General features: G+C 44.8%; 11 protein-coding genes. 7 read left to right on the top strand and 4 right to left on the bottom strand.

All coding sequences use genetic code 11. From position 1 onward, the window contains the following. Positions 1-2 precede the first annotated feature (2 nt). The 4 genes from TRQ2_RS03400 to TRQ2_RS03385 all read right to left on the bottom strand — a co-directional run bounded on the left by TRQ2_RS03400 (position 3) and on the right by TRQ2_RS03385 (position 4,411). Entirely contained in the window at positions 3-755 is a 753-nt protein-coding gene (locus TRQ2_RS03400; RefSeq protein ID WP_012310666.1) for a LamG domain-containing protein, read from the bottom strand. 16 nt (positions 756-771) lie between these two features. Then, positions 772-2,142, bottom strand: coding sequence for a glycoside hydrolase family 43 protein (locus TRQ2_RS03395; protein ID WP_304411910.1), 1,371 nt, complete (start codon positions 2,140-2,142; stop codon positions 772-774). A gap of 70 nt (positions 2,143-2,212) precedes the next feature. Continuing rightward, positions 2,213-2,965, bottom strand: coding sequence for a LamG domain-containing protein (locus tag TRQ2_RS03390; protein ID WP_012310664.1), 753 nt, complete (start codon positions 2,963-2,965; stop codon positions 2,213-2,215). A gap of 30 nt (positions 2,966-2,995) precedes the next feature. Further along, positions 2,996-4,411, bottom strand: a complete 1,416-nt coding sequence (locus TRQ2_RS03385; protein WP_012310663.1) for an arabinan endo-1,5-alpha-L-arabinosidase — start codon at positions 4,409-4,411, stop codon at positions 2,996-2,998. Between the two features lie 251 nt (positions 4,412-4,662). On the opposite strand from TRQ2_RS03385, the gene TRQ2_RS03380 reads away from it, so the two are divergent. Genes TRQ2_RS03380 through TRQ2_RS03350 form a run of 7 tightly spaced genes read left to right on the top strand, consistent with a single transcriptional unit; the run spans position 4,663 to position 14,662 of the window. Beyond that, on the top strand, positions 4,663-5,910 hold the full coding sequence (locus TRQ2_RS03380; RefSeq protein WP_012310662.1) for an extracellular solute-binding protein: 1,248 nt from the start codon (positions 4,663-4,665) through the stop codon (positions 5,908-5,910). 21 nt (positions 5,911-5,931) lie between these two features. After that, entirely contained in the window at positions 5,932-6,876 is a 945-nt protein-coding gene (locus TRQ2_RS03375; protein ID WP_012310661.1) for a carbohydrate ABC transporter permease, read from the top strand. A 1-nt stretch (position 6,877) separates the two neighbouring features. Next, on the top strand, positions 6,878-7,732 hold the full coding sequence (locus TRQ2_RS03370) for a carbohydrate ABC transporter permease (RefSeq protein WP_011943244.1): 855 nt from the start codon (positions 6,878-6,880) through the stop codon (positions 7,730-7,732). 16 nt (positions 7,733-7,748) lie between these two features. Beyond that, a complete protein-coding gene (locus tag TRQ2_RS03365) occupies positions 7,749-9,653 on the top strand; it encodes an alpha-L-arabinofuranosidase C-terminal domain-containing protein (RefSeq protein WP_012310660.1) in 1,905 nt (634 codons plus the stop codon). Beyond that, positions 9,653-12,094 (top strand): hypothetical protein, encoded by a 2,442-nt coding sequence (locus tag TRQ2_RS03360; RefSeq protein ID WP_238374316.1) that lies wholly within the window; start codon positions 9,653-9,655, stop codon positions 12,092-12,094. Before TRQ2_RS03365 ends, TRQ2_RS03360 begins: the two co-directional genes overlap by 1 nt. A 14-nt stretch (positions 12,095-12,108) precedes the next feature. Beyond that, positions 12,109-13,563: an alpha-N-arabinofuranosidase gene (locus TRQ2_RS03355; protein WP_012310659.1), complete on the top strand. Its 1,455-nt coding sequence runs from the start codon at positions 12,109-12,111 to the stop codon at positions 13,561-13,563. Between the two features lie 28 nt (positions 13,564-13,591). Continuing rightward, positions 13,592-14,662 carry an aldose epimerase family protein gene (locus TRQ2_RS03350; protein WP_011943240.1) on the top strand — a complete coding sequence of 357 codons (1,071 nt, stop codon included), beginning with the start codon at positions 13,592-13,594 and terminating at the stop codon, positions 14,660-14,662. Positions 14,663-14,677 lie beyond the last annotated feature (15 nt).

The following is a 14,677-nucleotide window of genomic DNA, read 5'->3' as shown; positions in this document are numbered from 1 at the left end:
GATCATTCACCGTAACCGAGATTGTAAAGCGTCAGTATTTCGGACCTGCTGAGGGACCTGTCGAAGATGAAGAGTTCGTCGATCATCCCCTGGAAGGGCGGGTCCCAGTAGTTAACACCAACCGCAATGGTGGCGGTGGCATCTGTGAAGATATCAGGTAGTGGGAGGCCCTCTATCGATGATAGGGAGACCGTGGCACCGTTCACATAAGCTTTTGGATTTCCTTCATCCACAACGATGGCTACATGGTACCATGTGTTCGAACTCAGTAATGTGTCCATTTCATAAGTAGACCACTGCTCACCAGAAAGTGACCATATAGCCGGTTCTCCTGGGTTCCTCCACCACGGTTTCGGTACCATGTAACTTATCCACCCTACTTCGGAGGAACCGAACACTGTCGGAGTGTGATCTGTAAAGGCGTGCATGTTCACCCAGAATGCGATTGTGTAATCGTAGTCGTTTACAATATCGTCAGGTAACACTACTCCACTGGTTCCATCAAAGACAGCGGCTTCTCCTTTTTTTCCTTCAACGTAAGTGATGGTTCCTCCTGGTGTGCCGATTGTGGACCCGCAGGTGATAGCAGTGGCTGTGGCGCCTTTCACGATACCTTCTAGAGTCCCGTCAAATGGGAAATAAACCAGAAGGGACTCATCGGCGAAGGGATCGAAGCTCACCGGCTGCTGGATTAGAGCGCAGGCTCCCAGTAGTATGAGGAGTCCCAGAGTTACAACCCAGAAGGACTTCTTCATGAGAAACACCCCCTAGCTACTCAGAAGTTTTTATACCCCACACTGATACTCCCTTCTGTGATAGAGCAGAGAACACTGTCACCCATTTTTTCTCGGAGTAGTGCCACTGCTTCAAAGCCACCCCTTTGTAGATCTCTCCATCGAGTTTCAGAGTTATATAATGTCCCTTCTTTTCCCATTCACCAGTTTGAGCTCCAGTAACAGTTCCGTCCGGATTCAGAGCGATTCTCACGGGTTTCCTTATCTCGTTCGTCATCTCTTTGTCGTGTATTACCAGCTGATATTCCCCAACCACCTCCTGCAGAGGCAGTTCTTCAATAGTTTCACCCGCGTAGGGGAAGGGAGCCATGACGAACCAACCGTCTTCGTTGAGGAAGAGCTGGTGGACCCTGATCTGGTACGTCTCTCCCCTGCCGGGGAACCTCGTGTGGAAGAAGATGAAATACTTCCCCGTCTCCGGATCGTAATAGGCGGAGTTGTGCCCCGGAGATACGTATCCGAACGCGCGAAAATCTATGATACTTCCTTCGCTCAAGGTGAAGTTACCCACCAGTTTCACACCGAACGGTGCTATGTAGGGATCGTTTCCTTCCAGGAACGATGGGCCGTAACAATCTGTCATGTTGTGGCCTTCCGCGTCATAGTAAGGACCGTCAGGGTTTTTGGACCTTGCGACCCTAATGTTGTATCCTCCTCTGTAGTCGAGCCCTCCAAAGCTCAGAAAGAGATAGTAATAACCTGTATCAGGACTGTAGAAAATGAAAGGACCCTCAATCCTGCTGTGATTTCCTCCTGTGAGTTTCTTTCCGTATCCCTGTTCCGGAAGAGGAAAACCGGTTTCTGGATCGAGCTTTAGAATGTAGATGCCACCGGAATAGGACCCGTAAACCATCCACAGGTTACCTTCTTTGTCGTAAAAAACATGCGGATCCACAACATTTGGATGGATCCTCGCATCGTATGGTACTCCTTCTTCACACATTCCTTCTCCGGGGCGATATCCAGACCTCAGAATTATCCCGAGGTTTCTGTAAGGGCCTTCGATGCTATCAGAGACTGCTATTCCCATAGCAGATCGGGGTGAGTCACCTCTGCACGCGCAGTAGTAGAAGTAGTACCTACCATCTTGAAGCTGAATCACATGGGGTGCCCAGAGAGTGTTTGTTTCAGCCCATTCGAAAGTTTCTTTCAACTCGGTGAATATATTTGGGATTATAGGGTTGTTGTTATAAACCCCTACATTCACTTGTGTCCAGTGCATCAGATCGCTCGATTTGGCAATTTGAAGGTGTGAGCCAAAGACATAGAAAGTATCGCCAACCTTCGTAACGGATGGATCGTGGACTGTGGCCCATCTGAAACTTGGTACATGGTCTTCGCTTCCCAAAGTAAGGCATCCGCTCAGTAAGCTGAAAAGCAAAATGGCCAGCAGTGAAAATGCCCTCATTTTGTGGTTATCACCTGCCGTAGTTGTACAGTATTCTTACTTCGTCCGGCCCAAGGGGTCTGTCATAGATCCTGAGTTCATCAAACATCCCATCGAATGGGGCATCCCAGTAATTGGCTCCGAGAGCGAACACTCCTCCTGGTTTCAGACTGAATACATCTGGAAGTTTTCCGTTGAGATTCTCCTGTCCGTTTATCTGGATCTTCGTGAGTACCTGTTCACCGTTGATGTAAACCCGAACAATACCGTTCAATACAGAGATTGCAACGTGATACCACTTTCCAGGTTCAATGTTTTTGCTGAGAATTCCATCGTACCACACGTTCTGGGCTTCATCTCTTGCCCAGAGCATTGTACCGTTGTTCCAGCAGAGAGGAACAAAACTGATCCAGTGGATTTTCAGGTCTTTGTCTATGTAGGCTCCAAAGAACGTTGTTGTGAATCTTGTGAGTTTGTTGGCGTACACCCAGAACGCTACTGTGTAGTCATAATCCTTTATAAGGTCTTCAGGAAGAAGGAGACCTCTACTTCCTGGAAGTTTCACAGCTTGTCCAACGACACCGTCTACAAATGTTATCTGTCCTCTTCCTACACTTCCAATGGTTCTACCAGTTTTGACAACTTCCCCAAAATGACCTGTTGCATCCTTCAAGCTTCCATCGAACGGAAAGTAGGCGATTAGAGAGGGATCGTTGTTGGGATCAAAAGCGAACCCCACAACAAGTAGCACTGTCAGCGTAAACAAAAACAATACCTTTCTCATGACCTAACACCTCCGTTTAGAGTATTGGGATCATTCTTCTACTCTTATTCCCCATACAGAGACCCCGTGGTTGGAAAGAGCTGTAAACACCGTCACCCATTTTTTCTCTGAGTAATGCCACTGTTTCAGGACTACTCCTTTGTAAATAACAGTTGTATTTCCTTCGTTGATTTTCAAGGTGATGTAGTGTCCCTTTCTCTCCCACTTTCCCTCGACTGATCCGGTTATAGTTCCATCTCTGTTTAGCTTTATTCTCACAGGTTGTTTGATTTTACTCGTGATATCCTTTCCGTGATTAATGAACTGATATTCACCTACTATCTCTTCATCTGGCAATTCTGAGATCGTCTCACCGGCATATGGGAATGGAGCCATAACGAACCATCCATCTTCGTTGAGGAAGAGCTGATGGACTCTGAGCTGGTAGGTCTCCCCTCTGCCGGGGAATCTTGTGTGGAAGAAGATGAAGTACCTCCCAGTTTCTGGATCGTAATAGGCAGAGTTGTGACCAGGAGATACGTATCCAAAAGCCCTGAAATCGATTGTGTTACTTTCGCTCAAGATAAAGTTACCTATTAGCTTTGCACCGTAGTTTGATATCACTGTTTTACTTCCTATGCAGTTTTCCATACTCTTTCCCTCAGGATCATAGTAAGGTCCGTCTGGGTTCTTGGACCTTGCAACTCTGATGTTGTAACCTCCTCTGTAATCAAGACCTCCAAAGCTCAGAAAGAGATAGTAGTAATCTGTATCAGGACTGTAAAGAACGTATGGTCCCTCCATGGAACTGTGATTTCCACCCGCTAACCTTTTACCATAACCCTGTCCAGGAAGGGGAAGGCCTGTGTTAGGATCGAGCTTTAGAATATAAATTCCTCCAAACCAGGACCCGTAAACCATCCATAAATTTCCCTCTTTGTCATAAAAAACACCAGGATCGAGTGCGTTGGGATGCTTTCTGGAATCGTATTGTGTTCCATCTTCACTCGGACCGTCCACAGAGTACACCTGACCGGATTTCACAATAACTGTATAATGTTTATACGGGCCTTCCACATCATCAGAGACGGCGATTCCTATGGCAGATCTTGGTGAACCAAAAGTGGAAGCGCAGTAGTACATGTAGTATCTTCTATCGGAAAGCTGGATAACCTGGGGTGCCCAGATGTCGTTTCGAGTCCTTGCCCAACTCAGAGCTTCTTTTAATTCTTCATTTATATTAGGAATGATAGGGTTCTTATCATGAGCACTCGTGTTTATTTGTTCCCAATGCATTAGATCTTCCGATTTTGCGACTTGAAGATGTGTCCCAAAAACGTAATACATGTTTCCTACCTTAATAACCGATGGATCATGTACCACTGCCCATCGAAACGTTGGTTGTTCGTTGGCGAGAATATAACCTGCCAATGCTGTTAGCATAATCATCAAAAAAAGGAGTCTCATTGCTGCACCTCCTAAATCCATTTTGTACGTACATATATTATATAGACTGTGACATCTCGGTTCAAAATATTGAACGAAGGTGAAAAAATGAGAAATCGGGGAATAATTATTTCTAGTTGTCTGCAGTTGGCTCTAAAAGAAAATATTTCCAAAAATTTCACCTTGAATTGTTTGAGATGGAAAGGTTATAATTACAACCGAAAATTGGTACGTACCTATCTTTGAATATACTCGAATGGAGGTGAACTTTCATGAGGAAGTTACTGGTATTTCTGGTAGTTCTTGTTTTAGCTCTTCCACTCATAGCCAAGATTCAAATTACGTTCATGACGCCACTCTCCGGTGCTGATGGAGCGTATATGGACCAGATCATTCAGAAGTTCAACGAAACACATCCTGATATTGAGATTGTTCATCTTGTCGTAGGAAGTTCCCTGGAATACAAGCAGAAGCTTGCCACGGGTATTTCCACGAAATCTGCTCCCCAGGTTCTGTTTATTAGGAAGCATGACATGCCGCTGTTTCTTGATCACTTCAGAACCTTCACAAAAGAAGAGCTCCAAAAGTTGGGTATCGATATCGATGATATTTATCCCTCTGTCCTCGAAGGACTTGTAACAAAAGACGGTAAGTACTATGGAATACCAATTGACGTATGGATTTTCTACATGGCCTACAGGAAAGACAATTTCAAAAAGGCTGATCTTGATCCAGACCTTCCATTGAAGGAAGGGCCACTCAACAGAGAACAGTTTGTGAACGTTCTAAGGGCTCTCAGAAAAGTCACACCAGAAGGTTCATTCCCGTGGTGTGAGTCTCCAAGCTGGGATTGGGAATTTGTACATTTGCTGTGGCAATTTGGTGGAGATATTCTGACACCTGACTTCAAGCACCCTGCATTCAAAGAAGCTGGTATAAAAGTTCTCAAATTCCTCCAGGAACTTCAAAAAGAAGGATTGTATCCTGATCAACCTATCGATGCAGGGCCAACCTTTGAGTCTGGAGCGGGTTCTGTGTTGATAACCGGTATCTGGACGATCAATCCATGGCTTGATCTGCTTGGAGATGACTTTGGCTACGCACCAGCTCCTCAGCTTGGAACAACAAAATCTGTGTTTGGTGGTTCACATGTGATCGCAATTCCAAAGGTCATGGTGGAAGACGAAAAGACCTTCAACGCCGTGATGACCTGGGTTAAGTATCTGTGGGATCACGCAATCGAATGGTATGCGGCTGGTCAGACACCCGCCAGGAAATCCATAGCTGAGAGCGAAGAATTTAAAGAAAAGTTCCCACATCTGTACGTTGCGGCTCAGCAGGTATCTTATGTTAAAACCTTCCAGATGTTCCCGTACATAGCCGAGATCCTTGCCGAGATAGTGCCATATATTGAAGAAGTGCTTATCAACAAGAGCATGACGCCTGAGGAAGCAATGGAGGAAGCCGAAATGGTTGCTCAGGAAATAATTGACGATTACTGGGCAACAGTTGGAGAATGAGCAGGCCGGAGGGTTGAAAGGATGGCAGAAAAAACCGATATTCTCATGGAAAAACAATTAAAGAAAATGAGAATGAAACGTATTTTGAAGAGGGAGTTGGGAGCGTGGGGGTTCCTGCTCCCCCACTTCTTTTTCTTTGTTCTTTTCATAGTTATACCAGTTGTTTATGGCTTTGTGATGAGTTTTTATAGGTGGTCCCTTTTGGGAACAACACGATTTGTGGGGCTGGATAACTACGTGAGAATCTGGAACGATTCTAGATTCTGGCAATCCGTTAAAAACACAGTGTTGTTTGCCATCATAAGCATTCCTCTTGTCATGGCTGTTTCGATGATATTCGCTCTCTTATTGAAAAAGAAATGGTACGGTAAGCTGTGGCTTCTGGTTGCCTTTGTCTCGCCCACATTTTTCAGCTCTGTTGGTGTTCTGACAACCTGGAGGTGGATTTTTTCGTCCGCTCCAAACGGGTTGTTAAACTACTATCTCACCAAGCTAGGTTTTCTCAAACAACCAATTTCATGGTTCGAAACACCTGCGCGTGCCTGGGCGTGTATCATCGGTGTTACTGTCTGGTGGATCATCGGGTTCAGTATCCTGCTGTACCTGGGAGCGCTTCAGAGAATTCCTCCGGAACAATACGAAGCGGCAAAAATAGATGGAGCAGGTCCATGGGCTCAATTCATACACATTACACTACCCTGGATGAGGAATGTGCTGTTCTTCGATGTTGTACGACAGGTTCTTCTAGCTTTTGGACTATTCGATCAGGTGTATTTCTTCACTGCTGGAGGGCCCGCGGGAAGTACAAGAACAATGGTCTATTATCTCTACATGGTTGGCTTTGAAAGACAACAACTTGGTCGCGCAGCAGCAATCTCTTGGTACATGTTCATCATTATCTTCGGATTCGCATTGATAAATCTCTTTATTCTCACAAAGTCAATCCGTGGTGCGGAGGGAGAATGAGATGTCGAAGAAAAAGAATAAACTGTTAAGAGTTATCATCTCTGTTGCTTTATGGCTTTTTGCTGCTCTCTGGTATGCACCCATATTCTGGATGTTTTCCACGTCTTTGAAAGAATCAACAACGGCAACCTCTGAGTATCCACCCAAGTGGATCCCTGATAATCCCACGCTGGATAATTATAAGCGAATCTTTGCACCTGCGAGCGGTATAAGTGTTTCAAAGGGAATAATCAATAGTTTGATTGTCTCCATTCTGGGAACATTGGCAGGATTGGTAGTGGCTGTCCCGGCTGCTTATGCTCTTTCCAGATTGAAGTTCAAAGGAAAGAAAGTCGTATTTTGGAGCTATGTAGCGGTTCTTGCTTTTCCCGGGATCATCTTTCTAATACCTCATTATTTTATTATCTATCGTTTAGGGCTCATGGATACACTTGCGGCTCTCATTCTTCCAGGACTCGGAGGAACTTTTGGGGTCTTTCTCCTGAGACAGTATATGCTTGGCATACCCAGAGAACTGGAGGATGCCGCATGGATAGATGGTTGTTCAAAACTCAGATTTCTTGTGACCATAGTAGTGCCGTACATCAAACCCGCAATGATTGTTCTGGGATTGATGTCTTTCTTAGGATACTGGAACAGTTTTCTCTGGCCTCTCCTTGTTCTTTCTTCACCTGAGAAATTCACACTGCCAATAGCTCTCGTTCGATTCAATGCAGGATGGGGTGATCCTTACAGAGGAATAGGAACTCTTATGGCTGGCGCATTCATTTCTGTGGCTCCCGTTCTTGTGATATTTATCGTTTTCAGGAAGTATCTCATGCAGGGAATCTACCTGGGATCCGTTGGAAAAGAATGATTTGAGGGGTGAGAAAGTGAAAAGATTCCTGTTTGTTTTGACTTTAACAATTTCGGTCCTCCTCGTCGGAGAGGTTCAACATGTGTTGAGGATTGACTTTTCTCGGCAGGGGCCGGAAATTCCAGAGACATTTCATGGAATATTTTTCGAAGATATAAATCACGCAGTCGATGGAGGACTTTACGTAGAACTTGTGAGAAACAGATCGTTTGAGCAGAAAACGAGAAAGTACGAAGGGTGGCAGATCGAAAGAGGAGATTCTGTGAAATCTTCCATAGAAGAAACGTATCCTCTCAACGAAAACAACACTCATTATTTTGAATTGAAATTTCCCGAAACAGATAGAGCGACTCTCACGAACCTGGGATACGGTGGAATTGTGGTGTTTCAGGGTCAGGAATACACCTTCTCCACCTATCTCAGTGGTGATTTCACAGGAACGATCACCGCTTTGATCACTGATGACAACGAAGTTCTGGCTTCAGGGAATGTTTTGCTTCATCAACCGGCTGGTGGCTGGAAAAAGTACATGTTGAATCTCATTCCCACAAAGACATCCACCAACTCGAGACTTTCGATTTCCATTCTGGGCAGTGGAACCCTCAGAATCGACATGGTTTCTCTGATGCCCAGAAAGAACTGGAACGGCATGAGAGAAGATCTTTTGAGAATGCTCGAGGATCTAAAGCCAGGTTTTATAAGGTTTCCGGGAGGATGTCTGGTTCAGGGTAACACCCTGGAGAACGCGTACCGATGGAAAGAGAGCATTGGATCAGTTGAACAGAGGAAGACAAAGTGGAATTTCTGGGGATACTATCAGACACTTGGTATCGGTTTTTACGAGTATTTGCTCCTCTGTGAAAGACTGGAAGCAGAACCTGTTCCTATATTCAATCCTGGTATATCTTTCCAGATAGAATCACCGGAATACGCTTCCGAAGAAGAGCTCAAAGAATGGATTCAAGACGTTCTAGATTTCCTCGAGTTTGCCAACGATGCAACAGACACGTACTGGGGAGGTGTCAGAGCGTCTCTTGGTCATCCAGAACCCTTCAACGTGAAATACATTGGTGTTGGTAATGAAAACTGGGGGCCAAGATACTGGGAGAATTTCGAAAAGTTCAGAGAAGCGATAAAAAAAAGATATCCCGATGTAAAGATCATATTCAGCGGACCGCCTTCCTACGAAGGAACCGATTTCAGACAGGCGTGGCGCTGGGCAAGGGAAAACAACGTGGAAATCTTCGACGAGCACATCTATGCCTCACCGGAATGGATGCTGGCAAACACTGATAGATACAACAGATATGACAGAAACGGTCCGAAAGTTATGCTTGGAGAGTACGCGGCGCATACAGATGGAAAGAGAAACAACTGGCAGGCAGCACTCGCTGAAGCAGCTTTTCTTACAGGAGTCGAGAGGAATTCCGATGTTGTCATAATGGCTTCCTACGCTCCCCTCTTCAACAGAGTGGGCTGGTCTCAGTGGGTACCGGATCTGATCTGGTTCGATGGATACAGGGTTTTCGGTACACCGAGTTACTATGTCCAGAGAGTTTTCGCTGAGAACAGAGGAGATGTGGTGATTCACTCCGAACTCACCAACGAAGAGTACAGGATGTTCGGCTACAGATACAAACATCTCTATCATGTAGTAACGTACGATGAAAAATCTAAGGAATTGATCATAAAAGTTGTCAATCCCTGGCCTGAAGATAGGACCGTTCGTCTGGAAATTCAGGGAATTGGGCTCGAAGGAAATGGAAAGGAGATTCTCATCAGTGGTGGCCCAAAGGATGAAAACAGTTTCGATGAACTAAAGATCGTTCCAAAAGAAAGAATAATAACCGGTCTCAACACTTCCTTTGAATACACCTTTAAAGCTTACACAGTGACGGTTTTGAGATTGAAGGTGAGATAATGAGGTGGTTGATGTTGATACTTTGTTTTTCCACGCTGGTTTTTGCTGATGAACTCGTTTTCGATCTTTCTCGAACAAATGGGCCCCTTGGCTTTGGAGCGGTTGGTGCCCACTATGCCCTTTCCGAACCCGATGTTCCTTCTGTCATCTCTCTGGTACCTATAAGGGTAAGGACGGTGAACCAGAAACCTCCGTATGGTTTACAGCATCCCGGTGCTGATGCTTTCAGGGTCATGGAGAGCTTTGTAAAGGCAGGGGGAGAATACCTCCAGGTTTATCTTCAGGATATTTACCTAAATTGGCCATATGAAAAAAATCCTGACAACAACAGGGATTATGTGCCAGATGATTACCTCGAGAAAGTAAGGGAGTCTGTACGAATTTTAGAGATGCTACCGTACAGAGATAAGATTGTTTACGTTCCTTTCAATGAACCTGATGCGATCTGGTATGGAGGTCTTTTCTGGTCCTCTAAAAGGATGAAGGAGTTCTTCACAGCCTGGAAGGCCGTCTACAATACGATAAAAGAAGTAGCACCGAGTGCGAAGATAGCAGGTCCGAATACAACTACTTACAACTCGAGATTCATGAAGAAATTCTTCGAATTCTGTCTCCAAGAGAATTGTCTTCCTGATCTGATCACATGGCATGAACTGAATCTTATGGACGCAGAAGCAGGACACGCTTATTACCAGGATTTCCGAAAAATTGAAAAAGAGCTTGGCATCAGATCTCTTCCCATCTGTATAAACGAATATGCCCTTGGAAAAGAACTATCCGTTCCAGGAAGGCTTATGAAATGGCTTGCAAGATTTGAACAATCGAAGGTTGATGGATGCCTTGCTTACTGGCATGCTGCGGGTAACTTTTCGGGGCTCGTAGAAGGGAATGTACCAAATAGTGCATGGTGGTTGTTCAGAGAATATGTGAACATGTCTGGAGAACTGGTTTCAGCAACACCAAGTTATACTTCCATTTCTACACTGGCTGTGTACGATCGAAACACGAAGACTTTGAAAGTTCTCCTGGGAGGAGATGATCAGGAAGAACTCACTCTCACGTTCAGGAACACTCCATTCAAAGAAAGGGTTTATTACGAAGTCTGGGAGATCGAATGGTCTGGTTACACAGGTATCTACATTTCACCAGATCTTCTGGAAAAAGGTTACACCGAGGTTCTCAATGGAGGATTCTCTTTAAAACTCCAGAATTTGAGTGAAATGTCTGCTTATCTTATCCTGGTAAGGAAAGATGAAGGTTCCAGACAGATCTACCAGTCTGTATGGAAGTGGAGACAAGAGGCTGAAAATGCTTTCTTAGAAAACTGTACGGTAGAGATCCATGGAGGAGGAAACAATCCACCTTATTCTGGAGAAAAAGTGGTGTTTCTTGATAATACTAAGAGTGCTCTTTCCTTCAAGGTTGAAGTACCAAAAGATAGTTTGTATCTCCTCGAGATATGGTACCTGAACGGTAATGCTAAGTCTGTAAAACACAAACTGGAGATAAATGACGAAACTTTTGAAGTGATTTTTCCTCCTACGCTCTCTGGAAGTTACGTTGGAAAAGTTGAAATACCTGTTTGGCTTAAAAAAGGGATGAATACAGTGAAAATATCCAGAGAAAGTGGTTCTCAGAGTGTTGGTGTTGATCGCGTGGGGTTAAGACTTTATCCGAAAGAGCAAAAGTTCCTGATATGTGATTACCTGACCACCAAGGATGGTTTTCTCGATAGCGAAAAGATCACTCTGAAAAGAAACGATGAAGTCGAGTTTTTTGTGGTAGTGGAGAACGATGGTTATTATTCTGTGAAGCTGAACAATGATGCAATCAGAGAATTGGAAGTAGAAATCAACAGAGTAGCCAGAGAGAAAGTAACGAGCAATCAGTTCACCGTTTTTCTTCAAAAAGGTGTGAATCTATTAAGGCTGAGAAATCCTTCTGATAATGCGATCGTTTTGGGTTCTATTTCTTTCGAGAAAGTGGAAAAGGACGTGAAAACCTATGAAGCAGAAGAAGGTACACTAACAGGAAATACACGCGTGGAGAATTCTGAGTATGCTTCATCCGGTAAGTTTGTCGCTGGTATTGGAAGAGGAAAAGAAAATGCTCTTGAAATACGGTTCGAAGTACCTGAAGGTAATTATTACTCTCTCGTAATTCGCTACAGTAACGAGGAAACGCTGGGGACTCATGCTTATAACCTCAACGTGGTGGACAGGTACTGTAGATTGATCATCGATGGGGAAGAAAGGGATCTCTTTTTCAGGTATACCGGAGGAATGGACGGCTTTTCCACAAGGATTCTGTACCTCTATCTTGAAAAAGGTGTTCATACTTTGAGATTTGAAAATCCAAACACTGAAGTTTCACCTGCTTATGTGTCTGTTTATGGACCCAATGTAGACTGTATTTCTATAACACCAACTTTTGTGAAGTGAGGAGGGAAAAGAGTATGTCCTACAGGATAGTGGTTGATCCAAAAAAAGTTGTCAAGCCGATTAGTAGACACATCTACGGTCATTTCACGGAACATCTGGGAAGGTGTATCTACGGCGGAATTTATGAAGAAGGTTCTCCGCTCTCCGATGAAAGGGGTTTCAGAAAGGACGTTCTGGAGGCTGTAAAGAGGATAAAAGTTCCGAACTTGAGATGGCCCGGTGGAAACTTTGTGTCGAACTACCACTGGGAAGACGGAATAGGTCCCAAAGATCAGAGGCCTGTCAGGTTCGATCTCGCCTGGCAACAGGAAGAGACGAATAGATTTGGAACGGACGAATTCATTGAGTACTGTCGTGAGATAGGAGCAGAACCTTACATCAGTATAAACATGGGAACTGGAACACTCGACGAAGCTCTCCACTGGCTTGAATACTGCAATGGAAAGGGTAATACCTACTACGCTCAACTCAGAAGAAAGTACGGTCATCCAGAACCTTACAACGTAAAGTTCTGGGGAATAGGCAACGAGATGTACGGGGAATGGCAGGTAGGCCACATGACGGCGGACGAATACGCAAGAGCCGCCAAAGAATACACGAAATGGATGAAGGTTTTCGACCCTACAATTAAAGCGATCGCCGTGGGCTGTGACGACCCCATATGGAATCTCAGGGTTCTTCAAGAAGCAGGTGATGTGATTGACTTCATATCCTACCATTTCTACACAGGGTCCGACGATTACTACGAAACGGTCTCTACGGTTTACCTTCTCAAAGAAAGACTCATCGGAGTGAAAAAGCTCATTGATATGGTGGATACTGCTAGAAAGAGAGGTGTCAAAATCGCCCTTGATGAATGGAACGTATGGTACAGAGTGTCCGATAACAAGCTCGAAGAACCTTACGATCTCAAAGATGGTATCTTTGCATGTGGAGTGCTTGTACTTCTTCAAAAGATGAGCGACATAGTCCCACTTGCCAATCTCGCACAGCTTGTAAACGCCCTTGGAGCTATACACACCGAGAAAGACGGTCTCATTCTCACACCCGTTTACAAGGCTTTTGAACTCATCGTGAATCATTCCGGAGAAAAGCTTGTCAAGACCCATGTTGAATCGGAGACTTACAACATAGAAGGAGTCATGTTCATCAACAAAATGCCTTTCTCTGTCGAGAACGCACCGTTCCTTGATGCCGCCGCTTCCATCTCAGAAGATGGCAAGAAACTTTTCATCGCTGTTGTAAACTACAGGAAAGAAGACGCTTTGAAGGTTCCAATCAGAGTGGAAGGTCTGGGACAGAAAAAAGCCACCGTTTATACACTCACAGGTCCGGACGTGAACGCGAGAAACACCATGGAAAATCCGAACGTCGTTGATATTACCTCCGAAACCATCACCGTTGACACCGAATTTGAACACACGTTTAAACCATTCTCTTGCAGTGTGATTGAGGTAGAATTGGAGTAAGAAAAACTGTTGCCAGGAGGAGAAAGAAATGGAATATCTGATGAGCCACATTGAAAAGGAGTTCTTCGGAGCAACTTCTGAGGGAATACCTGTATATCAGTACACACTCATAAACAAAAATGGAATGATGGCAAAGATCATCACTTATGGTGCGATAGTGAGAGAATTGTGGGTGCCAGACAGTTCTGGCACCCTTTCTGATGTTGTTTTGGGATTTGACACACTCCAGGAGTACGAAGCAAAGAACTCGAACTTCTTCTTCGGGGCGATAGTGGGAAGATACGCGAACAGAATAGCCGGTGGAAGATTCGAGATCGACGGAGTCACCTATCAGCTTGCCCTGAACGATGGAGATCGTCCAAACGCGCTCCACGGTGGTGTGAAGGGATTCTACACCAGGGTCTTCAAAGCCGTTCCCATAAAAACGCCCACTGGACCTTCCCTTGTTCTGAAGTATTTGAGCCACGATGGCGAAGAAGGCTATCCTGGCAATCTGGATCTCACAGTTATCTACACTCTCACAAACGAAAACGAGCTGAAGGTAGAGTATCGTGCCACAACGGATAAACCCACCGTTGTGAACCTCACACAACATTCCTATTTTAACCTTGCCGGTGATGGTTCAATACTTGATCACGAGCTTATGATAAACGCAGATAACTACACCCCCGTTGATGATAACCTCATACCAACAGGAGAGATTGCACCGGTTGAAGGCACACCGTTCGATTTGAGATCTTTCAAAGTTCTGAGAGACGCCATCGAACCGTTGAAAAGCACTACAACAAAAGGTTTCGATATAAACTACGTTTTAAACGGTGAAGATGGAAAGCTGAAGCTTGCAGCTGTTCTAAGAGACAAGAGATCTCGTCGAAGGATGGAGGTCTACACAACAGAGCCGGGTCTTCAACTCTACACGGGAAACTTCCTCGATGTGAAGGGAAAATGCGGTACATACTACGGACCGTACTCAGGTTTGTGTCTTGAAGCACAGCACTTCCCCGATTCTCCAAATCATGCAAACTTTCCAAGCACCATCTTGAGACCAGGTGAGGAGTACAGACAGGTTACTGTTTATAGATTTTCTGTTGAAGTTTGAAAACAAAAACGGAAC

The organism is Thermotoga sp. RQ2, assembly GCF_000019625.1.
Lineage (GTDB): Bacteria > Thermotogota > Thermotogae > Thermotogales > Thermotogaceae > Thermotoga > Thermotoga maritima.
This window is presented reverse-complemented; position numbering and strand designations above follow the sequence as displayed.